General features: G+C 36.3%; 24 protein-coding genes and 2 tRNA genes. 20 read left to right on the top strand and 6 right to left on the bottom strand.

Annotation, left to right across the window (positions count from 1 at the left end):
- Positions 1-129 precede the first annotated feature (129 nt).
- A complete protein-coding gene (locus MOO47_RS01280) occupies positions 130-255 on the top strand; it encodes a bacteriocin (RefSeq protein WP_249513047.1) in 126 nt (41 codons plus the stop codon).
- Between the two features lie 6 nt (positions 256-261).
- Positions 262-1,572 (top strand): sensor histidine kinase, encoded by a 1,311-nt coding sequence (locus MOO47_RS01275; protein ID WP_249513046.1) that lies wholly within the window; start codon positions 262-264, stop codon positions 1,570-1,572.
- 107 nt (positions 1,573-1,679) lie between these two features.
- Here the strand turns inward: MOO47_RS01275 and MOO47_RS01270 are convergent.
- Positions 1,680-1,752: transfer RNA gene (locus MOO47_RS01270), tRNA-Gln, on the bottom strand.
- Positions 1,753-1,884: 132 nt separating this feature from the next.
- On the opposite strand from MOO47_RS01270, the gene MOO47_RS01265 reads away from it, so the two are divergent.
- Both MOO47_RS01265 and MOO47_RS01260 read left to right on the top strand, forming a co-directional pair.
- Positions 1,885-2,478, top strand: a complete 594-nt coding sequence (locus MOO47_RS01265; RefSeq protein ID WP_249513045.1) for a sugar O-acetyltransferase — start codon at positions 1,885-1,887, stop codon at positions 2,476-2,478.
- Between the two features lie 17 nt (positions 2,479-2,495).
- Positions 2,496-3,923, top strand: coding sequence for a C69 family dipeptidase (locus MOO47_RS01260; RefSeq protein ID WP_249513044.1), 1,428 nt, complete (start codon positions 2,496-2,498; stop codon positions 3,921-3,923).
- A 40-nt stretch (positions 3,924-3,963) separates the two neighbouring features.
- On the opposite strand, the gene glyA is transcribed toward MOO47_RS01260, so the two are convergent.
- On the bottom strand, positions 3,964-5,193 hold the full coding sequence (gene glyA / locus MOO47_RS01255) for a serine hydroxymethyltransferase (protein ID WP_249513508.1): 1,230 nt from the start codon (positions 5,191-5,193) through the stop codon (positions 3,964-3,966).
- A 308-nt stretch (positions 5,194-5,501) separates the two neighbouring features.
- Complete coding sequence (locus MOO47_RS01250) at positions 5,502-6,593, bottom strand: DUF871 domain-containing protein (RefSeq protein ID WP_249513043.1); 1,092 nt, start codon at positions 6,591-6,593, stop codon at positions 5,502-5,504.
- A gap of 112 nt (positions 6,594-6,705) precedes the next feature.
- Between MOO47_RS01250 and MOO47_RS01245 the strand changes: the two genes are divergently transcribed.
- The gene (locus tag MOO47_RS01245; protein ID WP_249513042.1) at positions 6,706-7,521 is read left to right on the top strand and encodes a Cof-type HAD-IIB family hydrolase; all 816 of its coding nucleotides are present in this window, start codon (positions 6,706-6,708) and stop codon (positions 7,519-7,521) included.
- A 260-nt stretch (positions 7,522-7,781) separates the two neighbouring features.
- Here the strand turns inward: MOO47_RS01245 and MOO47_RS01240 are convergent.
- Together MOO47_RS01240 and MOO47_RS01235 are read right to left on the bottom strand one after the other, a co-directional pair.
- A tRNA-Glu gene (locus tag MOO47_RS01240) sits at positions 7,782-7,853 on the bottom strand.
- A gap of 50 nt (positions 7,854-7,903) precedes the next feature.
- Positions 7,904-8,566 carry a CPBP family intramembrane glutamic endopeptidase gene (locus MOO47_RS01235; protein WP_249513041.1) on the bottom strand — a complete coding sequence of 221 codons (663 nt, stop codon included), beginning with the start codon at positions 8,564-8,566 and terminating at the stop codon, positions 7,904-7,906.
- A 36-nt stretch (positions 8,567-8,602) separates the two neighbouring features.
- Between MOO47_RS01235 and MOO47_RS01230 the strand changes: the two genes are divergently transcribed.
- Entirely contained in the window at positions 8,603-10,324 is a 1,722-nt protein-coding gene (locus MOO47_RS01230; protein WP_249513040.1) for an ABC transporter ATP-binding protein, read from the top strand.
- Between the two features lies 1 nt (position 10,325).
- Positions 10,326-12,164 (top strand): ABC transporter ATP-binding protein, encoded by a 1,839-nt coding sequence (locus MOO47_RS01225; protein ID WP_249513039.1) that lies wholly within the window; start codon positions 10,326-10,328, stop codon positions 12,162-12,164.
- Positions 12,165-12,194: 30 nt separating this feature from the next.
- Here MOO47_RS01225 and MOO47_RS01220 read toward each other — a convergent pair whose 3' ends face one another.
- A complete protein-coding gene (locus MOO47_RS01220) occupies positions 12,195-13,550 on the bottom strand; it encodes a Mur ligase family protein (protein ID WP_249513038.1) in 1,356 nt (451 codons plus the stop codon).
- Positions 13,551-13,699: 149 nt separating this feature from the next.
- On the opposite strand from MOO47_RS01220, the gene MOO47_RS01215 reads away from it, so the two are divergent.
- From MOO47_RS01215 to MOO47_RS01155, 13 genes are all read left to right on the top strand, one after another.
- Positions 13,700-14,302 carry a thymidine kinase gene (locus MOO47_RS01215; protein ID WP_249513037.1) on the top strand — a complete coding sequence of 201 codons (603 nt, stop codon included), beginning with the start codon at positions 13,700-13,702 and terminating at the stop codon, positions 14,300-14,302.
- On the top strand, positions 14,295-15,392 hold the full coding sequence (gene prfA, locus MOO47_RS01210) for a peptide chain release factor 1 (RefSeq protein ID WP_249513036.1): 1,098 nt from the start codon (positions 14,295-14,297) through the stop codon (positions 15,390-15,392). The genes MOO47_RS01215 and prfA overlap by 8 nt, the downstream gene beginning before the upstream one ends.
- Positions 15,370-16,209, top strand: a complete 840-nt coding sequence (gene prmC / locus MOO47_RS01205) for a peptide chain release factor N(5)-glutamine methyltransferase (RefSeq protein ID WP_249513035.1) — start codon at positions 15,370-15,372, stop codon at positions 16,207-16,209. Before prfA ends, prmC begins: the two co-directional genes overlap by 23 nt.
- A 5-nt stretch (positions 16,210-16,214) precedes the next feature.
- Entirely contained in the window at positions 16,215-17,243 is a 1,029-nt protein-coding gene (locus MOO47_RS01200) for an L-threonylcarbamoyladenylate synthase (protein ID WP_249513034.1), read from the top strand.
- Positions 17,243-17,872, top strand: a complete 630-nt coding sequence (gene upp / locus MOO47_RS01195; protein ID WP_249513033.1) for a uracil phosphoribosyltransferase — start codon at positions 17,243-17,245, stop codon at positions 17,870-17,872. The genes MOO47_RS01200 and upp overlap by 1 nt, the downstream gene beginning before the upstream one ends.
- A gap of 102 nt (positions 17,873-17,974) precedes the next feature.
- Positions 17,975-18,688 (top strand): F0F1 ATP synthase subunit A, encoded by a 714-nt coding sequence (atpB, locus tag MOO47_RS01190; RefSeq protein ID WP_249513032.1) that lies wholly within the window; start codon positions 17,975-17,977, stop codon positions 18,686-18,688.
- 18 nt (positions 18,689-18,706) lie between these two features.
- Positions 18,707-18,916, top strand: coding sequence for a F0F1 ATP synthase subunit C (atpE, locus tag MOO47_RS01185; RefSeq protein WP_249513031.1), 210 nt, complete (start codon positions 18,707-18,709; stop codon positions 18,914-18,916).
- Positions 18,917-18,955: 39 nt separating this feature from the next.
- Positions 18,956-19,477, top strand: coding sequence for a F0F1 ATP synthase subunit B (gene atpF, locus MOO47_RS01180; protein WP_249513030.1), 522 nt, complete (start codon positions 18,956-18,958; stop codon positions 19,475-19,477).
- Positions 19,464-20,009, top strand: coding sequence for an ATP synthase F1 subunit delta (atpH, locus tag MOO47_RS01175; protein ID WP_249513029.1), 546 nt, complete (start codon positions 19,464-19,466; stop codon positions 20,007-20,009). Before atpF ends, atpH begins: the two co-directional genes overlap by 14 nt.
- A 20-nt stretch (positions 20,010-20,029) precedes the next feature.
- Entirely contained in the window at positions 20,030-21,553 is a 1,524-nt protein-coding gene (atpA, locus tag MOO47_RS01170; RefSeq protein ID WP_249513028.1) for a F0F1 ATP synthase subunit alpha, read from the top strand.
- 15 nt (positions 21,554-21,568) lie between these two features.
- Positions 21,569-22,492 carry a F0F1 ATP synthase subunit gamma gene (locus tag MOO47_RS01165; RefSeq protein ID WP_249513027.1) on the top strand — a complete coding sequence of 308 codons (924 nt, stop codon included), beginning with the start codon at positions 21,569-21,571 and terminating at the stop codon, positions 22,490-22,492.
- A gap of 16 nt (positions 22,493-22,508) precedes the next feature.
- Positions 22,509-23,963, top strand: a complete 1,455-nt coding sequence (gene atpD, locus MOO47_RS01160) for a F0F1 ATP synthase subunit beta (RefSeq protein ID WP_249513026.1) — start codon at positions 22,509-22,511, stop codon at positions 23,961-23,963.
- An 11-nt stretch (positions 23,964-23,974) separates the two neighbouring features.
- Positions 23,975-24,403, top strand: coding sequence for a F0F1 ATP synthase subunit epsilon (locus MOO47_RS01155; protein WP_249513025.1), 429 nt, complete (start codon positions 23,975-23,977; stop codon positions 24,401-24,403).
- The last annotated feature ends 7 nt before the right edge of the window (positions 24,404-24,410 follow it).

Here is a 24,410-nt window from a genome sequence, read left to right as displayed (position 1 = left end):
TTAAATTGTATATTTTATTATTAATGATCAGTTGCTTTTGCCATAAATTAAAGCATATAATAAATTAAGTTGGGTCATGCATGAAATTTATATGTTGAATGGTCCAAAATTAATTTGGGGGTTTTATTTATGAAGAATCTATCTGATCAGGAACTAAAACAAATCAATGGTGGAGCAACGGTGTCTAATTTTAATTTGTTTTGTGGAAGCAATGGTAGTGTTCTAGGTTGGATCTACAATCATTTAAAAGGTTAATAAACCATGATAATTGTCAATATGTGGTTTGATTGGCTAGAAGATTCATCCTTGATTTATTTAATTTTAATTTTGGAACATTTTTTAGCTTATGATCATCAAAAAAGATATTTTGTTACAGATATTTTGGCTGCATTAGGATGGGGCTTGATAGGAAATCTTATTGGTGATAGCTACATTGTTATTTGGCTAATTGTGACAATGATTTTAAAAATGATTAAAAGCAGGTCATTTAAATTAGACCATTACTATGGTCTTATAAAAATTTTTAGTATTGCAATTGTACTGTCATTTGAAATTTTGGAACAGATTATATATTTGGTTTTCTATAATACAATTGATAATTTAACTGTTGATTTGATAGTATTTTTGGCAATTAAATTTGTTTTATTGTTTGTTTTTATTTTTATTATTTATAGCTTTTTTAGTAAAATGACTGATTTTATTAGGCAAATTGTTTTTTTGAAAATAGATAAACAGTTGTTCTGGTTTTCATTTGTTTTATTCATTCTTTGGGAAGCTGCGATTGTGTTTTTACAAATAAAAAAATTGATGGTGCAGTCAATTTTTATTGTTTTCTATTTATATTTGCTCTTTATAATCTTTTCTTTTTTCATGTCGCGTTTATACATCAGATCTTATCTGGCTAACGCCGAAGCAACACAAAAGTTAAAACAAGACAAAGAATTGCGCCAATATTTGAAGGTTATTGAAAGTGAATATGATGAGATGCGGCGTTTTAAACATGATTATCAAAATATTTTGTTATCACTAGATGGTTTTGTAAAAGAGCAGCATTCGCCACAATTTGATAAGTACTATCAAGAATTGCTAAAACAGCAGCCTGTTAAGCAAGATTTGCGTCAGTCAACCATTGCAAACATTGATTATTTGCAAAATGATCCGATCCGCGGATTAATTATTCAAAAATTTTTGTTAGCTAAGGAAGCTAATATTTCTTTAGATGTAGAATTGACGCAACCAATTTTTATTAAAGCCAATAACATCTTGGCGATTGTTCGCATTATAGGTATTTTATTAGATAATGCACTGGAACAAGTGCAGCAAATTGGTGCTAAAATATTTCGATGTGCATTTAATGCTGATGGTGATACTGCGACAATTATTATTGATAATCAATGTAAGCCATTGGATAATGTTAATCAGCTATTCCGTTCAGGGTATACGACTAAGGATAAACATGAGGGCCTGGGCTTGGGTAATGTTAGAGAATTAATTAGTAAGGAATCTAATTTATTGTTAAACACGCATATTATTGGTGACCACTTGCGTATTAGTTTGACAATAATCAATTAACCTGCAATGTTAACAAGTTAAATAGTGACCGGACTACTTTTGTAGTCTGGTTTTTTATTGTTAGTCACAAAAAAACATCAAGCAACTAGCTTGATGTTTAATATTGATTGGGTATGTAGGGCTCGAACCTACAAATTACGGATTCAGAGTCCGTTGCCTTACCAATTTGGCGAATACCCAGTGGACATAGCATTTCAAACGACAAGTAAAATGATATACAATAATGGTGAAGCTGTCAAGACTAATAATAAAATTTGCTTCTAAAACTGCTTATCACTACAATTGAAGTAAATTATGATGTGAGGGATTTGCATGGATGAATTTACTAAGATGATTTCTGGTGATTGGTATTTAGCTTCAGGCAACAAAAAATTAGCTAAAAAATGGTTACACGCTAAAAAATTATGTGAACAATTGAATCAAACTTCGCTTATAGAAGAAGAACAACGACAACATATTTTAGAAGAATTATTACAACAAAATCTTATTGATACAACTATACTGGGACCTTTTATGGTCGATTATGGCGTCAATATTACAATTGGTGCGCATTGCTTCGTGAATCATAATTGTTATTTTATGGATGATGGTTTGATCACGATTGGAGATAATGTTTTATTTGGTCCGCAAGTCACTTTGGCGACACCGGAGCATCCTTTAACTAGTGCTGCACGCAATCTAAAAATCGAAACAGGCAAACCAATTACAATCGGTGACAATTGCTGGTTTGGGGCTAATGTCACTGTTTTATCAGGTGTTAGTATTGGTAGTGGTTGTGTTATTGGTGCTGGTGCGGTAGTGGTACATGATTTACCAGATAATTCTTTGGCTTATGGTGTCCCAGCAGTTGTACAGCGGCAAATTGATCAGCAAAGTGAACAAGATTTGGTTGATGAGTTTGAATAATAGGAGGTGGATAAAAAATGAGTAATAACCACAGAACTAGTTCTTGTACGAGTATTTTAATTGGTAAAAAAGCTACGATTGACGGTTCTATTATCATTGGACGCAATGAAGATGCCAGTGCATCATTGCCCAAGCATTTTATTGTCCATTCACGGAAAGAATATAAAGAAAATCCATGTTTTATTTCGAAAGTCAATCAATTTCGACTAACATTACCCAAAATACGCTATAAATATACTGCTACACCGGAATGGACAGACAAAGAGGGAAAGTTTGAGGAAAGTGGCTTTAATGAATTTGGTGTGGCAATGAGCGCTACAGAAAGTACTTACACAAATGCCACGGCACTAGGGGCAGATCCTTTAGTAGCTGAGGGAATTGGCGAAGAAGCAATGGTAACTTGTGTTTTGCCATATGTTAAGACTGCTCGCGCCGCGATTGAGCGCCTAGGATCCATTGTAGAAAAATATGGAACTTGTGAGTCAAATGGTGTCTTGTTCGCTGATGTCAAAGAAGCTTGGTATATGGAAATTGTTTGCGGGCATCAATGGTTAGCTCAACGTATTCCGGACGATTGTTATGCGGTTATTGCCAATCAAGTTGCTATTCAAGAAGTGGATTTTGAAGATAATTATAATTTTATGTTTAAAGATGATTTAAAAGAATTCGTGATTGATAATCAGCTCAATCCACAACCGGATCATTTTAATTTTCGCTTGATTTTTGGGACGCGCGGTGATTTTGACGAACATTATAATACGCCACGTGTTTGGTGGGGACAACAACAATTTTCTGATTTTGATAAAGAAGTTCAGCCAACTAGTGAAGATTTGCCATTTTACTTGCGTCCACAACGTAAATTAAGTATCGATGATGCCAAAATGTATTTGAGTTCACATTACCAACAAACACCTTATGATTTATTAAATCCTAAAGCACAACATCATGATTTTCGTCCGATTAGTTTAGCTAAAACGCAAGAATCCCATTTACTGCAAATTAGAAATTTTGATAATCAAGCAATAGCTTGTTTACATTGGTTAGCATTGGGCGTGACTGCTCAAAGTGTTTATGTGCCGTTTTATTTAGGCATGAAACAAACGCCGGTGTTTTATCGAAAAGGTAAGTTGCCAGCAGATTTTGATTCAGCTTATTGGTTATATAAATTAGTAGGTGTTTTAGTAGATGCGCATTATCCTGAATTAGGATCTATGCTGCACGATTATCAGAAAAAAATTAACGTACACCTAAACCAACAAGTGCGCCAAATTGATCAGCAAGCTCTCGAATATAGTGATCAGGCGATGTTGACAGACTTTTTGACACAACAATCGGCGCAAATGGCTGATTATGCTGCGGAGCAATATCGACAATTAGCAGCCAAGTTATTGACTAAAGCTACAGAACTATCACCTTTAAATTTTAAAACTGATCTGAATTTGTAAAAAAATGCTCTAGATTATTAATTAATCTAGAGCATTTTAGTTATATAAGTGGATGTTTACTGGTGAGTTGTAAAACTTGTTCTTTAATTTTGCTTAATTGTCGCGGATTATTATAGTTCTTAAAAGCTGCAATGATTAGTTCAGCAGTTTGTTGACTGTCATTTTCCAAGAAACCACGGCTTGTAATTGCAGGTGTCCCTAAGCGCAGCCCGGAAGTTTGTGAAGGAGGAAGGGGATCATTGGGGATTGCTTCCTTATTGGTTGTGATGTGCAAGATATCCAACAAGTCTTGGGCTTGGGCGCCATTGAGTGGTGTTTGGCTCAAATCTAAAGTCATGAGGTGATTGTCAGTACCACCTGTTAGAACGTTTAAATTATTTTCTTGGTTAAAGACAGCTGCCATTGCCTGCGCGTTTGTAATGACTTGTTGCATATAGGTTGTAAATTCGGGTTGCAAAGCTTCGTACAAGGCAACAGCCTTAGCTGCAATAACATGTTCTAGTGGACCACCTTGTGTACCGGGAAAAACAGCACTGTTAATTTTTTTGGCATATTTCTGGTCTGCTAAAATCATTCCTCCACGCGGGCCACGCAAAGTTTTGTGTGTCGTGGTGGTTACGATATCAGCAATACCAACCGGGCTAGGATGTAAATCAGTTGCTACTAAACCAGCGATGTGTGCCATATCAACCATTAATTTAGCATTGACACTATCGGCAATTTGGCGAAATTTGCGAAAATCAATTTGTCGGCTATAAGCAGAAGCTCCAGCGACAATTAACTGTGGTCGCACTTGTATTGCTAATTGGGCAATCGCTTCATAATCAAGGAAGCCTTGATTATCTACGCCATAAGCGTGAAATTCATAAGTTTTACCGGAAAAATTAACGGCTGAACCGTGCGTTAAATGACCGCCGGCATCCAAGTTCATGCCTAGAACACGATCACCAGGCTTAATTAAAGCACGATAAGCTGCTTCATTAGCTTGTGATCCGGAATGAGGCTGCACATTAACGTATGATGCGTGAAATAATTCCTTGGCACGGTCAATGGCTAATTGTTCAATTACATCAATATATTGGGTGCCACCGTAATATCTTTTTCCAGGGTAACCTTCAGCATATTTATTAGTTAGAATGGATCCTTGAGCATTTAAGACGCCTTGGGAAACAATATTTTCTGAAGCAATTAATTCAATATTTTGTTTTTGACGCTGATTTTCTGCGGCGATTGCTTGCCATAATTGTGGATCTTGTTGTTGATAATCCATCATAACACTCCCTTGTTAAGCTGATTTTATTATTATATATGGTCAATAAAAAAATAGAAACTAAAGATTAATTACAAGCCAAATTATGTGCATACTTTCACTTTGATGTTCTATAATGAGCATGCAGGTCATGAAAAGCTTTAACTATCCAATTATTTGAACTAATATTAACCTCAAAAACTTCAAAAATATTTTTTCCCCGATGACCTGATTAAAAAGCAGCTTTTCTATTTGGAAAAGCTGCTTTTAAAAACTTATTGTTGTACATATTAGAAAACAATAACATCTATCATTTTGTTGGTAGCTTTTTATTGCTTTTGAAATTTAAATTTAGACCAAGGTTTGATGAAATCTAAGAGCATTAATTCTTGTGAATTAATGTGGGCTACTTTATTTTTGCGGGGATCTTGATGAGGTTGTAAGACAATTTGTAATTCATTTTTGTAGACTTTAAAATCGTCATTACCGATGATTACATCACCGCGTTCAAAGACTATATCATTATCATGTGGCGGATTAGTTTGAGAACGATAAGTGACGCGCGGCATAGTCGATCGAATGACTTGCGTATTAACATCACCACGCCTAAAATGTTGCGGTTTGAATAAAATGGTTTTTTCAATTGGGTTGATATTAGGCAATAATTGCAAATTAAATTCAATTTGATATTTATTGAGTTGCGCTAATTTTGCGAGTTCAGTTTCACTAGCATAAGCATTACCAATAATGACATCATCAATTAATTCACTGGCAAAAAGATGTTTCGCTTGCACAGAAATTGGTAAGTAACGATCAGCTTCTAGAGTAGGTAAACCATCGTTAATTTTCCATGGTCCCATTTGAGCGACATTACTAGAAACAAAGGCTGCTGTGTGCAAACCATATTTCTTGAAGCGCCGGTTACAAGCCATAAAGTAATCGAATGGCAATCCAGTCCCCTTTTGTGGATAAAAATTATGACAACCATAAAGAAACGGTTTATTAGCTTGGTAGCTAATAATATTGTCCAAATAAGCAACATTATTGCTTTGGTTTAATTCAATAATTAAGTTATAAGGATTATACGTAAGCATAGCTTCTGTTGCTCCGTCAAAGGATTGGTCTAATCGAATTCCGGCAACTTGTAAATCTTTGAAAAATGACAGGTCGTTATAAGATATTTGTAGGCGATCAAAGATGCTGGGGGAGACGTCTAAAATAGTTTGATAGCCTAATTGGTTAGCAACATTAATTATTTTAGCGAATTTATTATGCGTAACAGCAGCACTTTCAGAAATTTCCAGCATACTCATAAAAATTCGTGAAAAGCCGTATTTTTTACCCAATTCTAAATATTTTTGATCTTGTTCAAAGTTACTATGGTCGGGATAAATGGAAAGTCCAAGTTGCCGTTTAGTCATAAGAAACCCCACTATCTATAATTTGTATACCTTTACATTTTAACTGGTACAGATTATTTTGCAATGCTAAAATGATTTAGAGATAGCGTTATAATTTTTTGGGGAGATAAATATGACAATTAAATTGGTAGCAATTGATGTGGATGATACATTGCTAAATTCACAAGGAGAAATTTTAAATTCGACCAAACAAGTTATTAAGCAGGCTTTGCAACAAGGTATTAAGGTAGTTATTTGTTCTGGCCGACCATGGGCCGGCATTAAAATTTTTTTGCAGGAGTTGGCTATCCAAGGTTTGGAGCAATATGTTATTACTTTTAATGGTGGGACAATTGCTACAGCTAGCGGTAAAATCTTGGCACAAAATGGTATTACCAAGGCTACTTATCAACAAATAGATGATTATTCTAAGCAAAACCATCTAGCTTATAATGTTTTAGATAATCAAAGTATTATTTATACCAGTAATCATGATGTTAATCGGATTACGGTTTTACAGGCTTTTGAGAATCAAGCAGGTATTAAAATTAGAACGCCACAAGAACTGTCTGATAATGTCGATTTAATTAAGGGCGCTTTTGTAGGTGACAAAATGCAATTAGACAAGCAAGAAGCACAAGTAAAAGCACAATTTGGTCAAGATAATTATATAGTACGAGCTGCGGATAATTTTTTGGAAATTATGCATCCTGATGTTAGTAAAGGAGCAGCCTTACGCATGTTAGCTGCTAAATTGCAGTTGAGTGATCAAGAAGTTTTAGCCATTGGTGATGAAAAAAATGATTTAGCAATGTTTGATTTTGCTGGTGTTGCAGTAGCGATGGGCAATGGATCAGATTTTGTCAAAAGGCAAGCTGATTATGTGACATTGACTAATGATGAAGCAGGAATTGCGCAGGCTTTCAAAAAATATGTACTTGAAAAATAATAGTAGCTATTTTGGGTATTTTGTTGTTGGTTTACTGGCATATTTGATTACTATAGCTAAACTTAGTCCTTATATTTCATTTTAACTGTTAATGAGCGGTTTTTTAATTTTATAGATCAACGTTGTACAAAAAAAGTGATGCGAGAACATCACTTTTTTATGATTTATATTTAATTTAAGCCATGAAACTTAATGAACTGAAACAATATATTTTTATTTTATAGCGTTTTGTACAAGAAGCTTACAAATAGGTACTATTATCACCCGTACGGGAATCGGACCCGTAACTCCACCTTGAGAGGGTGGCGTCTTAACCATTTGACCAACGGGCAATCAAACAAGAACTATAATACTGGAATTTCAACTCAACGTCAACCAATAATTAAATAAATAAGGCTAATAAATTATTACCAAAATGGACTAAAATGCTAGCTTTGATATTTTTAGTGCGTAAATAAACTAAACTTAAGACAAAACCTAATAAACATTTGGACAGAAAATAAATTGGATCACTAGAAGTGTGCAAAATACCAAATAATAAAGAACTGCAAACAGTTCCCAAATATAAATGGTCAGCAAAAAACCAATTAATAAATAATCCGCGGAATAAAATTTCTTCTGAAATTGGTGCTATGAAAACAACATAAATCACAAAAATCAGCGGAAAAGCTTTCATTATCGTAGTTAACGCACTGATATTGTCATTGCCATTAGATGGTTGCATGAAGTTGACCAACAATAAATTCACTATGACAGTTGCTATAATTCCCAAGATGATAATTGTCCATGATTTTTTAGTGAGCTGTTGTGATTGGAAGACTTGACTTTTTTTTAATACTAACCACAAAATACCCACGGTTAAAATTATTGTTATGATAAAGATGCCGGTAGTAAGTAGTTGCGTTTTAAATTGATATTGCATTTTATGGAGGATTGCCAATTGCAAAATTAAATTAGGTACTTGCTGGAAAAAATAAAAAAAGATTAGCGCTATTATTTTGATAATTATGCTAAGATAATCATTATTTTTGAAATTAATTTTCATAAATTAAAACCTATCTTCAAGGGAGTAATTAAACTAATGTTGCGACTCTTATGGCACAGAATTTCTTATAAGACGGTGCTAGGTGCCTTGTTTTTTATGGTGCTCCAAGTTATTGGAACATTATATTTACCCAATATAACAGCAAATATTGTTAATAACGGGATTGCTAAAAGCAATGTTGATTATATCATATTTGCAGGTATTAAAATGACAATAATTGCGGTACTAGTTATGGCGGCTGCTTATTTTAATGTTTGGTTCGCAGCGCAAGCTTCACAAAAATTAGGACGTGATTTACGTAATGACATTTACCAAAAAGTTTTGTATTTAGATAATGATGAATTTGATAAAATTGGTACTTCTTCATTAATTACGCGAACGACCAACGACGTTATGCAAATCCAAAATGTTACTATCATGTTTTTACGGATGATGATTATGGCACCAATCATGATGGTTGGTGCCAGTTTAATGGCTTATCAAAAAGATCCGCGACTAACTAAAATTTTTGTGGTAGTTTTACCGCTTTTATTGCTAGTAATGGCAATTACACTTTATTTTGCTGATCCGCTTTTTAAAGCCATGCAAAAAAAGACGGATCGCTTAAATTTAATATTTCGCGAGGGTTTAACAGGTGTGCGCGTCATTCGTGCGTTTCGTCAAGATAATTGGGAACAAGAGCGTTTTGTTAAAGCTAATAAAGATTATACGAATAATGCGCAAAAAGTTTTTTCAATAATGGCTTTGATGTCACCGATAACCACGTTAATTATGAGTGGCACCAATATTGCAATTACTTGGATTGGTGCTAAATATATTGCTGCGCAACAAATGCCGGTGGGTAATTTACTGGCATTTATGACTTATGCTAACCAAATTTTGATAAGTTGTATGATGCTTACAATGATTTTTGTAGTTATTCCACGAGCGCAAGCTTCCAGTACGCGAATTCAAGAAATACTGCAATTGCAAAATACAATTGTGGATGCTGGACAAAAGTCACTCAATGCTAATGTAGCGGCTCAATTGTCTTTTGAAAATGTTTATTTTAGTTACCAAAGTGCTCAGCAACCGACTTTACAAAATATTAATTTCACAGCACAAGCAGGTCAAACTGTCGGAATTATAGGGAGCACTGGTGCTGGTAAAACGACGCTAGTTAATTTAATCAATCGCTTTTATGATGCTGATAGTGGCAAGATATTAGTTAATGGGCAAGATGTCTGTCAGGTTAAGCTGTCAACTTTAAATGAACAAGTTGCTTTAACACAACAAAAAGCTTTTTTATTTAAAGGAACGATTCGCGAAAATTTATTATATGGCAATCCTAAGGCTAACGATGCAATGTTGTGGCATGCATTAAAAGTAGCACAAGCAGCAGAATTTGTGCAGGCAGATCATGGGTTAGAGACTGTTGTAGAACAAGGTGGCAATAATTTTTCTGGTGGACAAAAACAACGCCTTGCTATTGCACGAACTTTAGTCAAACAAGCAGCTATTTATATTTTTGATGATTCTTTTTCAGCTTTGGATTTTAAAACTGATGCTTTATTGCGCCAGGCTTTAAAAAATGATCCACAAATGAAAAATAAAATTTGTGTTATTGTTGGTCAGCGCATCTCAACGATTGCTAGTGCTGATGTGATTGTTGTTTTAGATCAAGGTCAAATGGTAGGTTGTGGCACGCATGAACAGTTAAAAGCTAACAATTCGACTTATCAAGAAATTATTAATTCGCAAATTAAGGGGGATAAATAGAATGGCAGCTAATGATAAAAAAACAGCAGCTACTGCGCAAAAGCCGCAAAATTTTTGGGCTACTACATTGCGTTTATTCTCTTATATGTCTAATTATGCTATTACAATTATTGTTGTTTTGGTACTTGCAGTTGGTGCTACGATCTTTCAAATTGTGACGCCTAAAATTTTAGGGGAAGCAACAACAGTTATTTTTGCTGGTGTTACTAAGGGCATGAAGCAGCAAAAAGCAGGAATGGATATTGCTAATTTGCCAATCGATTTTGATAAAGTTTTTCATATTTTGGTTGTTGTTGCATCCATGTACGTTTTCGCAGCTATTTTTAACTTCTTGCAACAATTTTTGATGACGCGCGCTTCACAACAAACTGTTTATAAGCTGCGACGCGACTTGAAATACAAGATGAAACTTCTACCGATCTCGTTTTATGACACCCACGATAATGGCGATATTATGTCGCGGGCAATTAATGATATGGATAATATTGCTGGAACGTTGCAGCAAAGTTTGACACAAGTTGTGACTAGTCTAGTTTTATTTGTAGGAACTACTTGGATGATGTTTTCTATTAGTTGGCAATTGACTTTGATAGTTTTTTTGACGATACCTTTAAGTATCTTTACCTTATCTTTGGTAGCGCCGAAATCTCAAAAAGCTTTTGCTGCACAACAAAAGTCCTTAGGTTTGTTGAACAATCAAGTTGAAGAAAATTATGCTGGTCATGTGGTTGTGAAAAGTTTTAATCATGAAGCATCAACTTTGGCTGATTTTACTGCGGAAAATGAGCGCTTATATAAGTCATCTTTAAAGGCACAACTTTTATCGGGGTTGTTAATGCCCTTGATGACATTGATTAATAATTTAGGTTATGTAGCAGTAGCAGTTTATGGTGCTATACAAGTTATTAACGGTCGCTTGCCATTGGGAGATATCCAGGCTTTTTTACAATATACACAACAATTTTCGCAGCCGATTACACAATTGACTAATTTAGCAAATACCATTCAAGCAACGGTGGCTTCTGCAGAGCGAATTTTTGCTATTTTAGATGAACCAGAAATGACTAATACTAAGGTATCAATTGCTAAGCAAGAAACAGCTAATTTAATTGAATTTGATCATGTGCAATTTGGTTATCAAGGCAAAGATTTATTATTACGAGATTATTCTTTGACAGTTAAACCTGGCGAAATGGTAGCGATTGTAGGTCCGACAGGCGCCGGCAAAACAACAATTATCAATTTGTTAGAGCGTTTTTACGATGTTTTCGGCGGTTCCATCAAGTTGGCTGGGCAAGATATTCGTGATTTGCATCGTGAGCAAGTGCGCTCGCACATGGCAATGGTGCTGCAGGATACTTGGTTATTTACTGGGAGTATTTATGATAATCTGAAATATGGTAATGAAAAAGCTACTAAACAACAAATTATTAATGCGGCTAAAGCTGCTCATGTGGATGATTTTGTATGCCAATTGCCAGCAGGTTATGCTACTATTTTAAATGAGGAATCGTCTAATATTTCGCAAGGACAACGACAATTGTTAACAATTGCGCGGGCTTTTGTAGCCAACCCAGAAATTTTGATTTTAGATGAAGCCACGTCATCCGTAGACACACGAACTGAGTTACAAATCCAACAGGCAATGACTAAATTGTTGAATGGACGCACCAGTTTTGTGATCGCCCATCGTTTATCAACCATTCAAAATGCCGATAAAATTATTGTTATGCAACAAGGATCCATTGTAGAAACGGGTAAGCATCAAGAATTGTTAGCGCAAAATGGTTTTTACGCTGAACTATATAACGCACAATTTGCTGAGCAAGGGCAATTTTGATTGATATGTAAAAAAAACGCTAGCTGTATTTTAAGCTAGCGTTTTTTGTTTAATGTAACCTTTATCAGTTAATTTTTTACGTAATTGCAACATAGCAGTATACGTAGCTAAGACATATATTTTTGGTGATGACTGTTGCTGTAATTCTGCCAAAAAATCATCCAAATCAGCTTGGTGACTAAGTTTGTCAGGTGGCATCTCAGCAACTTTAAAGCGAAAATTGATATCTTGCCAGCGCTCGCCACCAGTGATGACCCGATCGATTTTTTGGAAAGGTAGATGTTCAAAATCACCATCCCAAATCCAGCTAGTATCAATGCCATCAGCATAATTAGCGTTGAGTGCAAAACCTAGTGCATAATTTTTTGAGTCATGTTTAAGGGTTGCCAGAACTTCATTTAGTCCAACCGGATTTTTAACTAGAATGATCGTTAACTGTTTGCCGTCCAGATCAATGACTTCTTGTCGACCAAAGACTTGTTCGTTTTGCGCAAAAGCTCGCATAATTTGCGCAGTATTTAAAGACAATTCTCGACCAACAGTGTAGGCAGCTAAGGCGTTATAAATGTTATAAGTGCCGCCAATATTAATAGTTAAATCATTTTGATCAATGGTAAACTGCGAAGTGCTAGGTGTCAGTTTGTTGATGGAAGTGACTTGGTAATCTAAGTTAGGTCTTTTGAAACCACAATGCGGGCAGAAATAATCACCTAAATTAGCATAAGTTATCATATGATAATGGATAATATTTTGACAATTAGGGCATAAAACGCCATCAACGTTGAAATTGGCACGTAAATCAGCATCCTGATCGTCACTTTGAAACCCATAATAGACTTTTGGATTGGGAAGATCTTGTAAATCAAAAATAGCGGCGTCACCGTTAACCATTAATTTAGCTTGAGGGGCTAATTTGACACCAGCTAAAATTTTGTTCAAAGTAGTGTAAATTTCGCCATAGCGATCCATTTGGTCGCGAAAAATATTGGTTAAAACAAAAGCGCTCGGCGTCATGGCTTGACAAATAGTCTCGACATTAGCTTCATCAACTTCTAAAACGGCTAATCTAGTAGCTTTTTTGGGGACTTTTTTCTGTGCCAAAAAGGCAGAAGTAATACCTTGAACCATATTAGATCCGGTGGGATTAGTCAAAATATGATCATATTTTTGCTGTAATACTTTAGTGGTTAATGATGTTGTTAAAGTTTTACCATTAGTGCCAGTTACGATAATGACTTGATAGTCGCGACTTAACTCTTTTAAAACTTGCGGATCAAACTGATAAGCTAATTTTCCAGGTAAAGAACTACCGCGATGAAAAATATCATGCAAAATTTTATAAGTAGTACGACCTAAAATAACTGCTAATCGGGATTTCAAACTCATTGATTAAACACCCTTTTCTTTAATAGAAAAATCATACCATAAAATAGATAAGGCAGGAATTTTTATTGTGCAAATTTATTGATGGAACTTTAAAGTTAATTAGGTATAATGGAAAGCAGTGAATATTTAGACAAAGAGGTACTCTAACAATGGCACAGCTATTTTTTCGATATGGAGCCATGAATGCTGGTAAATCCATTGAAGTTATTAAAGTTGCTCATAATTATGAAGAGCAAGGAAAACATGTTTTGCTGCTAACTAGTAAGTTAGACACTCGTAGTGGTGTAGGTAAAATCGCTAGTCGCATTGGCTTAGAGCGTGCTGCTGTGGCTATTGATGATAAGGATGATTTATTTGCAGTAGTAGACGCTACTGATCCTCAAGTAGACTGTGTTTTAGTAGATGAGGTACAATTTTTAAGCAACCAGCAAGTGCAACAATTAGCCCACGTAGTCGATGAGTTAGAGATCCCGGTCATGGGCTTTGGTTTGAAAAATGACTCCCGCAATCAGCTTTTTCCGGGATCGGAAGCCATGTTATTGTTTGCTGATAAAATTGAAGAAATGAAAACTATTTGTTGGTTTTGTTCTAAAAAAGCTACAATGAACTTACGGGTTAGCCATGGGCAACCTAATTATGGTGGTTCACAAATTCAGATTGATGACGGGCATGATGCGTATTACCCTGTTTGTCGTAAAGACTATTTCAACCCACCATTAAAACAGTTAGAAAGTGATGATGCTAATGGATAAAATTTTTGATCAATTAGAAGGTTTAGTGGAACATTACGAAGAACTTCAAGAGTTGATGAGTGATCCTGAAGTGATTAATGACACGCAACGCTATTTAAAAATTTCTAAAGAAGCAGCTGATTTAAGTGCCATTGTGACAGCCTTTCATCAATATCAGCAGTTAAAAAATGATATTGCAGACAATAAAGAATTGCTCAGTGATAGTAATGACGCAGATTTAATTGATTTAGCCAAGGAAGAATTAGAGCAATTAGAACCGCAACTAGCACAAGTAGAGCAACAAATTAAAGTTTTAATGATCCCTAAGGACCCCAATGACGATAAAAATATCATCATGGAAATTCGTGGCGCAGCTGGTGGTGACGAAGCTAGTTTATTTGCTGGTAACTTATTGAATATGTATGAGCGGTATGCTGATAGTCAAGGTTGGCATTTTGAAATTATTGATGAAACTAAAACTGAAGTCGGTGGTTTTAAAGAAGTAGCTGTCATGATTAGTGGTAGTAATGTTTATTCTAAATTGAAATTTGAAAATGGTGCTCATCGCGTGCAACGTATTCCATCAACAGAATCAGCTGGACGTGTGCATACTTCTACTGCCACAGTTGCTGTTATGCCAGAATATGATGAAGTAGATTTAGAATTAGACCCTAAAGATATTCGAGTTGATGTTTATCGTGCTTCTGGTGCTGGTGGTCAACACATTAACAAGACTTCTTCAGCGGTGCGGATGACCCATTTGCCTACAGGCATCGTGGTTGCTATGCAAGATCAGCGTTCGCAACAGCAGAATCGGGAAAAAGCAATGCAAATTTTGCGGACGCGGGTTTATGACTATTATGAGTCGCAAAATCAAAGTGAATATGACGCTGAACGTAAATCTGCTGTTGGTACTGGCGATCGTTCGGAACGAATTCGGACTTATAATTATCCTCAAAATCGGGTGACAGATCATCGGATCGGTTTGTCAATTAATCAATTAGATCGGATTATCAGTGGTCAATTGGATGAAATTATTGATGCTTTAATTTTGTCCGATCAAACTGCTAAATTGGAGCAGATCCAAAATGGCGAAACTAAGTTATACTAATGCCCTAAATTGGGCTTTTTTAGTGCTGAAAAAAGCACAGCAAGATCCTGATATTGCACGTTATTTGTTGATTGAAATGTTGGGCTGGACACCGACACAATTAAGTTTGCGTCAACAAAGTGAAATGCCCGAGCAACAATGGCAACAATATCAACACTATATTGAAATTGCTACAACAGGTCAGCCACCACAATATATTTTAGGTAAAGCGTGGTTTTATGGACGTCAATTTCAAGTAAATGAACACACTTTGATTCCGCGTCAAGACAGTGAAGCAATGATTGCTCAGATTTTGCGTGATAATGTGCATGGTGATCTACTGGAATTAGGCACTGGATCAGGAGCTTTGGTTTTAACATTAGCTTTAGAGCATGAATATAACCGTATTGTAGCCACTGATATTTCCACAGGTGCTTTGCGAGTGGCACAAGAAAATGTTCGTCATTATCAACAAAATATTGTATTGCGCCAAGGTGATTTGTTTGCTCCAGTGGCTACTGAACAATTTGATGTTATTGTTTTTAATCCGCCTTACATCAGTGAGCAAGAAAAAAATATCATGGATCAATCTGTTTTAAAATACGAACCACAAAAAGCTTTATTTGCCTCACAAGATGGCTTAGCGTTCTATCAGCGTATTTTTAAAACTATGGAACATTTTTTAAAACCTGATGGCAAAATTTATTTGGAATTTGGCTTCCAACAACAAGCTAAAATTAGTAAAATGTTTCATGATCTAGCAACTGGTTTTCAAGCTGAATTTTTCCGCGATGTTGCTAACAATCCACGCTTTATGCGTATTCAAAGAAAGAGGTGAGACAATTGAAAACTGAAATTTTTACACGAAATGACTTAACGACAGCTAGTGAACTTTTAGCTAATGGGCAACTTGTCGCTTTTCCCACGGAAACTGTTTACGGTTTAGGGGCTGATGCTACTAATGAATTGGCGGTCAAGCAAGTGTATGTTGCTAAGGGACGCCCCAGTGATAATCCACTGATTGTTCATGTGAATGATCCAGAAATGGTTTGGAATTATGCTGATTTGAATTGGCGATCTTTAGCACAAAAATTAATGCAAGCCTTTTGGCCTGGTCCATTGACAATTATTTTGCCGATCCAGGATCAAAAGTTATCAACAACTGTTACCGGTGGATTAAAAACTGCTGCTTTTCGGATGCCGGATAATGCGTTGACTTTGCAGTTAATTACACAGCTTAATCGTCCTTTAGTAGGTCCTTCTGCTAATACCTCAGGTAAACCCAGCCCGACTGAAGCAATGCATGTTTATCATGATTTAAATGGCAAAATAGCGGGTATTGTGGATGATGGACCGACGCTAGTTGGTTTAGAATCAACCGTTTTAGATTTGACTAGTTCAATACCAACGATTTTGCGTCCTGGGGCTTTAACTAGGGAACAAATTCAAGCAGTCATCGGACAAGTTCAAGATAGTCATCATCAAGTTCAAAATGATGAAATCCCTAAGGCTCCGGGAATGAAATATAAGCATTACGCTCCTAATGCCCAGGTTGTAGTGATTGATCGAAAAGAAGATTTTTTAACAGCAATAAAGCAGTTGCAAGATAAGAAAACATCTTTTGCGGTAATGGCAACTGATGATGTTTTGAATAACCTCAATTTAAGTTCAAATTTACCCACCTTTTCATTAGGCGATTCGGTTGTATCTGCTAGTAAGCGCTTGTTTGCTGGTTTGCGCCGTTTTGATATGGATAGCAGCATTGAATATATTTTGGCACAAGGTACCAGCGATTTAGAATTGGGCAAAGCCTATATGAATCGCTTAAATAAAGCAGCTGGTCAGCAGCATTTTAAATTGGAGGAACAATAATGTCTAAATTTACAGTTTTAAATCATCCCTTAATACAGCACAAGTTAACTATTATTCGTAACGAAAGAACTGGAACCCGTGTTTTCCGAGAAGTTGCTAACGAAATTGCAGAATTGATGGTTTATGAAATGACGCGCGATCTGCCATTAGAAGATGTGGAAGTAACTACTCCGATGGGCAAATCTACGCAAAAAACTTTAACGGGCAAAAAATTGGCAGTTATTCCGATTTTACGCGCCGGATTAGGCATGGTTGATGGGGTATTGCGTTTGATTCCGGCAGCCAAAGTGGGACATATTGGGATGTATCGTGATGAAAAAACGTTAAAACCGCATGAATATTTTGTCAAATTGCCATCAGATATTGATCAACGTGAATTATTTATTGTTGATCCGATGCTTGCAACCGGTGGTTCAGCAAATATGGCTATTGAAGCTTTGAAAAAACGCGGTGCTAAGAAAATGCGTTTAGTAGTCTTAGTGGCAGCCCCAGAGGGTGTCAAGAGTGTACAAGAAGCTCACCCCGATGTTGATATTTATGCTGCCTCACTAGATGAAAAAATCAATGAAAATGGTTATATCTTCCCTGGTTTGGGTGATGCTGGCGATCGCTTGTTTGGCACAAAATAATTTTAATAATTTACTTTGAAATTATGGTTTGATGGTGGTACCCTAGCCTTATGTTTGAATTAAATCAAACGCTAAAATAATTGCGGAAAGGAGTGGTGCCAGTTGAATGAATCCTACCAATATATTTCGTTCTATGGGTTGACTTTTAACGTTGCTAATTGTTTATCAACTATAATTACAGTCTTAATAGTTTTTGGTTTATTCTTTTTTCTGTCTCGGAAAATTTCTTTGCGACCAGGAAAAGCGCAAAATCTATTAGAATGGATAGTTGATTTCACTAATGGCATTGTTAAAAATGCGATTCCTGAGAAAAGAGAAGCTAGTCCAATTATGTTATATGTATTTGTGATGTTTGCTTTTATCTTTGTCTCAAATCAGCTGGGTCTTATTTTACAAGTTGCTATTGGTGGCAAAACCTTTGTGAAATCGCCCACAGCCGATCCCATTGTTGCTATGAGTCTAGGTCTTATTGCTCTAGTTTTGTCACATTACTATGGTGTTCAAAAGTTAGGCCTGAAAGGTTATTTGGGAACTTATATTAAACCAGTTGGCTTTTTGTTTCCAATCAATTTGCTGGAAGAGTTTACTAACTTTTTAACATTATCATTGCGACTCTACGGCAATATTTTTGCTGGTGAAGTGTTATTAAGTTTAATTATGCAAGTAGCAGCCTCCCATGGTTGGTTGACCTTTGTGGGTGCAATGCCATTGAGTATAATTTGGCAAGGATTTTCTGTTTTCATCGGTGCAATTCAAGCTTATGTTTTTGTAACATTGTCGAGTGTTTATATCTCACACAAAATTGAAAGTGAATAATTTGGAGGTCGTCTTATAATGAAAGAAATTGGTGCCGGAATTGCAGCTGGTTTAGCTGCTTTAGCTGCTTCTTATGGTAATGGTCATGTTATTTCTAAGACAATTGAAAGTATTGCTCGCCAGCCAGAAATGAGTAGTAAATTACAGTCTTTGATGTTTATCGGTGTTGGTTTGATTGAAGCTGTTCCTATTATTGCGATTATTATTGCACTTATCTTAGTTTTTTAAAAATAATACAAGTTGTTGAAGAGAAAGGGATGAGTGTTTATGCAACCCGCATTATTGTTGACGGCGCAATCTTCATCCTTGGGTGACACACTATTTGTTTTGGTTTCGTTCATTATTTTAGTTTTGTTAGTGAAACATTTCGCTTGGGGTCCAATAACTAAAATGATGAATCAACGGGCAGACAAAATTACTGGTGATTTAGATTATGCTGATCAGGAACGCAAGAAAGCTTCTGATTTGAAACAAAAACGTGAAGAGGCATTAAATAATTCACAAGCAGAAGCAGTGCAAATCGTTGCTAATGCTAAAGAAGCTGGTAATCAGCAGCGTGATTCAATTGTGTCCAAAGCCCATGACCAAGCGCAAGATATTCAAAAAAAGGCACGAGAAGATGCCAAACAAGCCAAGGCAGATGCGATGAAATCTGTTCAAAATGATGTTGCCGAATTGTCTTTGAATATTGCGTCCAAAGTTATTGGTCGGGAATTGTCGTCAGAAGATCAAAAAGATTTGATTGACTCATATATTAAGGAGTTGAAGTCAAGTCATGAAGCTGAGTAATTTAGAAGTAGGGCAGCGCTATGCCCGTGCTTTATTTGAAGTAGCAAGCAAAAATAAACAACAAGAAGATATCTTACAAGAATTAGTAGGTATAAGTCAAGTTTATCAAGAAATTCCTAATTTAGGGGTTGTCTTAACTAGTAATGAATTGGCACTTAGCGATAAACAAGCAATTTTAGATTTAATAAAGAAAAATGCCAGTTCATTGATGCAAAACTTTTTACAAATGCTATTTGATTATCGCAGATTAGAAGATTTTACGGCTATTATGCATGCTTATACTGTACTGTATGATAAAAAATCTGGTGTTGGTCATGTGAAAGTTCAAACGGCATTAGCCTTGAGTAATGAGCAACAACAAGCATTAAAGCAAGCTCTCAAAAAACGCTTTAATTTACAACAAGTCAGTTTGCAAATCCAGGTTGTACCTGAAATTTTAGGTGGCTTAATTATTCAATTTAATAATGTGATTATTGACGGCAGTGTTCAAAAAAAATTGCAACAAATTAGTCGAGTTTTATTGCAAGACTAATATAAATAGAGGTGATATTAGTGAGCATCAAGTCTGAAGAGATTAGCTCTTTGATTAAAGCGCAGTTGGATAATTATCACGATGATTTGTCAGTTGCAGAAATTGGAACGGTAACTTACATCGGTGATGGTATTGCTCGTGCGCACGGTTTAGATAACGTGATGTCTAACGAATTACTGGAGTTCACTAATGGTTCTTTCGGTATTGCCCAAAATTTGGAGACCAATGATGTTGGGATCATTATTTTGGGTAAATATGACGATATTCGTGAAGGCGACAAAGTAAAACGTACTAAAAAGATTATGGAAGTGCCAGTTGGTGAAGCTTTGATTGGTCGCGTGGTTAATCCGCTAGGGCAACCAGTTGATGGTTTAGGTAAATTAGACACTGATAAAACACGTCCCATTGAATTTCCTGCCCCAGGAGTAATGGCCAGACAATCAGTATCTGAACCATTACAAACTGGTTTAAAAGCAATTGATTCTCTGGTGCCGATTGGGCGTGGACAAAGAGAGCTGATTATCGGTGATCGTAAAACTGGTAAGACATCCGTTGCCATTGATACTATTTTGAACCAAAAAGATCAAAATATGATCTGTATTTATGTTGCCATCGGTCAAAAAGAATCGACCATCAGAGCGCAAGTAGAAACACTGCGTAAATTAGGTGCCATGGACTATACTATCGTGGTTGAAGCTGGCCCTAGTGAACCAGCGCCATTGCTATATATTGCACCTTATGCGGGTGCAGCGATGGGTGAAGAATTTATGTATAACGGCAAGCATGTTTTGATTGTTTATGATGATTTGAGCAAACAAGCAGCTGCTTATCGTGAAATATCTTTGTTGTTACGTCGTCCACCTGGGCGTGAAGCTTACCCTGGTGATGTTTTTTATTTGCATTCTCGTTTATTGGAGAGAGCAGCTAAGTTAAACGATGAACTTGGTGGTGGTTCGATGACAGCATTGCCGATTATTGAAACACAAGCTGGCGATATTTCGGCTTATATTCCAACTAATGTTATTTCGATTACTGATGGTCAGATTTTCCTACAGAGTGATATGTTTTATGCGGGAAATCGACCAGCTGTTGATGCTGGTACTTCTGTATCGCGTGTCGGTGGTGATGCGCAAATTAAGGCGATGAAAAAAGTTGTCGGTACTTTACGCCTGGATATTGCTTCCTATAATGAGTTGGCTTCTTTTGCCCAGTTTGGCTCGGATTTGGATGAAGCTACACAGGCCAAGTTGAATCGTGGGAAAGTTACAATTGAAATTTTGAAGCAGCCACTGCATGATCCTATTCCGGTAGAAAAGCAAGTTGTTATTTTTTATTCTTTGACGAATGGTTTTATTGATAATGTTCCATTAGAGCAAGTTGCCGCTTATCAAAATCAATTATTTGATTATTTTGATAGTAATCATGCTGACTTATTGAAAGAAATTAAGCAAACTGGTAATTTACCTGATGAACAAAAATTACAGCAAGCAGTTTCTGATTTTACTGATGGTTTTACTACATCGTTGAAAAAGCAGGCGCAATAGTTAGGAGGTTGAATCATGGCACAATCTTTAATGGAGATTAAGCGGCGAATTGCTTCAACTAAAAAAACTGGTCAAATTACGCATGCAATGCAGATGGTATCTGGTTCTAAGCTGTCGCGGATTGAAAAAAAATCCAATGCTTACCAAATTTATGAAGACAAAGTTAAGACTACCATGGGTCATTTGGTAGCTAGTAAAATTTTAAAACAATATCAAAGTGGTTCCCATAATGCTGGTGAACTCTCACTAGATAATCTTTTAAAAGTACGTCCGATCAAGAAAACGGCTTATATGGTGGTAACCTCAGATCGAGGTTTGGTAGGTAGCTATAATTCAGTTGTCTTGAAGGCACTTTTGGATTTGTTGCAAAAAAATCATCACGATGATCGTTCGCAATTTACGATTATTGCGATCGGTGGAACTGGTGCGGACTTTTTCAAAAATCGCGGCTATAACGTAGCTTATGAATATCGTGGAGTAGATGATATTCCTACTTTTGAAGCTATCGCTAAATTAGTTAAAACTTGTGTAGAATTGTTTGATGCGGGTGCTTATGATGAGTTATATATGTGTCACAACCATCACATCAATTCTTTAACTTCTAATTTTGTGGCAGATCGTTTGTTGCCAATTTCCCAATTAGTGGCTAATAAAAATGATCTGGATAATCCGCATACGACACAAGAATATATTGCAGATCCGTCAGTAGATCAAGTCTTAGAAAAAATTGTGCCACAATATATTGAAAGTGTAGTTTTTGGTTCCATTATGGATGCTAAAACTGCTGAGCATGCTGCTTCAATGACAGCGATGAAGACGGCAACCGATAACGCAGATGATCTGATTTCTACTTTATCATTACAATATAATCGTGCTCGGCAAGCACAAATCACAACTGAAATCACTGAAATTATCAGTGGTGCTTCAGCATTAGAATAAAGAAGGTGTTACTTTCATGAGTCAAGGTAAAGTGGTTCAAGTAATTGGTCCAGTGGTTGACGTTGAGTTCCCTTTAGATGGAACTTTGCCAGATATTAATAATTCATTGACTGTGCATAATCACCAAGGTCAAGTGATTGTTTTAGAGGTTTCCTTGGAATTAGGCGATGGAGTTATGCGTACTATTGCAATGTCTGGTACTGATGGTTTGCAACGAGGAGCTACTGTTGTAGACAGTGGTTATCCAATTTCAGTTCCTGTAGGTGATGTCACGCTAGGAAGAGTTTTTAATGTGCTGGGAGAAGTCATTGATAATGGCGAACCCTTAGCAGCTGATGTGCAAAAAGCTAGTATTCACCGACAAGCCCCTAAATATGAGGATTTAAATACGACGTCTGAAGTTTTAGAAACAGGTATTAAGGTTATTGATCTTTTGGCACCTTATTTACGCGGTGGTAAAGTTGGACTTTTTGGTGGTGCCGGTGTTGGTAAAACGGTGCTCATTCAAGAATTAATTCATAATATTGCTCAAGAGCACAATGGTATTTCAGTCTTTACAGGTGTTGGTGAAAGAACACGTGAAGGTAACGACTTGTATTATGAAATGAAAGATTCAGGTGTTCTAGCAAAAACTGCTATGGTTTTTGGTCAAATGAATGAATCTCCCGGCGTACGAATGCGTGTAGCTTTAACTGGTGTTACGATGGCTGAATACTTTCGGGATGTTGAAGGACAGGATGTCTTGTTATTTATTGACAATATCTTCCGATTTACACAAGCCGGATCAGAAGTTTCGGCTTTATTAGGTCGAATGCCATCAGCTGTTGGTTATCAGCCGACTCTAGCAACTGAAATGGGTCAATTGCAAGAGCGAATTACTTCTACTAAGAAAGGTTCGATTACTTCAATTCAAGCTGTTTATGTTCCTGCTGATGATTATACTGATCCAGCTCCGGCTACTGAGTTTGCACATTTGGATGCAACAACTAATCTGGAGCGTAGTTTAACCCAGCAAGGTATTTATCCAGCCGTTGATCCATTGGCTTCTACTTCTAGTGCTTTGTCACCGGATATTGTTGGTAATGAGCATTATGAAGTAGCGACGGAAGTCCAACATGTTTTGCAACGTTATCATGAATTACAAGATATTATTTCCATTTTGGGTATGGATGAATTATCTGATGAAGAAAAACAAATTGTAGCACGTGCTCGGCGTATTCAATTCTTCTTATCTCAAAACTTCCATGTTGCAGAGCAATTTACAGGTCAACCTGGTTCTTATGTGCCAATTGCTGACACAATTAAGGGATTTAAGGGTATTTTAGATGGTAAGTATGATGATGTTCCCGAAGATGCTTTTCGGAGTGTTGGTCCAATTGAAGATGTTTTGAAAAAAGCTGAACAAATGGGTTACCAAGCTTCTTCCTCCGTAGCTGACTCCGACAGTGATTCTACTGCTGCGGTTAATTAAGGGGGAGTTTGATGGCTGACGATCATATTCTAACAGTTGATATTATTACTCCTGAAGGAATTGTATACCATCATCATGGTAAAAGGTTAATAGTACGTGCTAGTGATGGCGATTTAGGGATTTTACCTAATCACATACCAATTATTGCTACACTTAAGATTGCTGAAGTGCGAGTTTTAAGAGCTGATGATGAGAATCACGAAGACGCTATTGCAGTTAATGGTGGTTATCTAGAATTTACCGATAATGTGGCTAGCATTGTTGCTAATAGTGCTGAAAGAGCGCGTGATATTGATTTGCGTCGAGCGCGTTATGCTAGACAGAAGGCGCAAGAACGCTTAGAACATGCCCAAACTGAGCATGATGCTAATGAAACTAAACGTGCACAAGTGGCTTTAGCACGAGCTATTAATCGGATTAATGTTTCGGGACATCGTTAGTATTTTT

Origin of the sequence: Bombilactobacillus thymidiniphilus, assembly GCF_023380245.1 — a bacterium.
GTDB lineage: Bacteria > Bacillota > Bacilli > Lactobacillales > Lactobacillaceae > Bombilactobacillus > Bombilactobacillus thymidiniphilus.
This window is presented reverse-complemented; position numbering and strand designations above follow the sequence as displayed.

What these genes read in the sequence shown, in the direction of transcription:
- MOO47_RS01280 (WP_249513047.1), top strand. Translation starts at nt 130, where the DNA reads ATGAAGAATCTATCTGATCAGGAACTAAAACAAATCAATGGTGGAGCA.
- MOO47_RS01275 (WP_249513046.1), top strand. Translation starts at nt 262, where the DNA reads ATGATAATTGTCAATATGTGGTTTGATTGGCTAGAAGATTCATCCTTG.
- MOO47_RS01265 (WP_249513045.1), top strand. Translation starts at nt 1,885, where the DNA reads ATGGATGAATTTACTAAGATGATTTCTGGTGATTGGTATTTAGCTTCA.
- MOO47_RS01260 (WP_249513044.1), top strand. Translation starts at nt 2,496, where the DNA reads ATGAGTAATAACCACAGAACTAGTTCTTGTACGAGTATTTTAATTGGT.
- glyA (WP_249513508.1), bottom strand. Translation starts at nt 5,193, where the DNA reads ATGGATTATCAACAACAAGATCCACAATTATGGCAAGCAATCGCCGCA.
- MOO47_RS01250 (WP_249513043.1), bottom strand. Translation starts at nt 6,593, where the DNA reads ATGACTAAACGGCAACTTGGACTTTCCATTTATCCCGACCATAGTAAC.
- MOO47_RS01245 (WP_249513042.1), top strand. Translation starts at nt 6,706, where the DNA reads ATGACAATTAAATTGGTAGCAATTGATGTGGATGATACATTGCTAAAT.
- MOO47_RS01235 (WP_249513041.1), bottom strand. Translation starts at nt 8,566, where the DNA reads ATGAAAATTAATTTCAAAAATAATGATTATCTTAGCATAATTATCAAA.
- MOO47_RS01230 (WP_249513040.1), top strand. Translation starts at nt 8,603, where the DNA reads ATGTTGCGACTCTTATGGCACAGAATTTCTTATAAGACGGTGCTAGGT.
- MOO47_RS01225 (WP_249513039.1), top strand. Translation starts at nt 10,326, where the DNA reads ATGGCAGCTAATGATAAAAAAACAGCAGCTACTGCGCAAAAGCCGCAA.
- MOO47_RS01220 (WP_249513038.1), bottom strand. Translation starts at nt 13,550, where the DNA reads ATGAGTTTGAAATCCCGATTAGCAGTTATTTTAGGTCGTACTACTTAT.
- MOO47_RS01215 (WP_249513037.1), top strand. Translation starts at nt 13,700, where the DNA reads ATGGCACAGCTATTTTTTCGATATGGAGCCATGAATGCTGGTAAATCC.
- prfA (WP_249513036.1), top strand. Translation starts at nt 14,295, where the DNA reads ATGGATAAAATTTTTGATCAATTAGAAGGTTTAGTGGAACATTACGAA.
- prmC (WP_249513035.1), top strand. Translation starts at nt 15,370, where the DNA reads ATGGCGAAACTAAGTTATACTAATGCCCTAAATTGGGCTTTTTTAGTG.
- upp (WP_249513033.1), top strand. Translation starts at nt 17,243, where the DNA reads ATGTCTAAATTTACAGTTTTAAATCATCCCTTAATACAGCACAAGTTA.
- atpE (WP_249513031.1), top strand. Translation starts at nt 18,707, where the DNA reads ATGAAAGAAATTGGTGCCGGAATTGCAGCTGGTTTAGCTGCTTTAGCT.
- atpF (WP_249513030.1), top strand. Translation starts at nt 18,956, where the DNA reads ATGCAACCCGCATTATTGTTGACGGCGCAATCTTCATCCTTGGGTGAC.
- atpH (WP_249513029.1), top strand. Translation starts at nt 19,464, where the DNA reads ATGAAGCTGAGTAATTTAGAAGTAGGGCAGCGCTATGCCCGTGCTTTA.
- MOO47_RS01165 (WP_249513027.1), top strand. Translation starts at nt 21,569, where the DNA reads ATGGCACAATCTTTAATGGAGATTAAGCGGCGAATTGCTTCAACTAAA.
- atpD (WP_249513026.1), top strand. Translation starts at nt 22,509, where the DNA reads ATGAGTCAAGGTAAAGTGGTTCAAGTAATTGGTCCAGTGGTTGACGTT.
- MOO47_RS01155 (WP_249513025.1), top strand. Translation starts at nt 23,975, where the DNA reads ATGGCTGACGATCATATTCTAACAGTTGATATTATTACTCCTGAAGGA.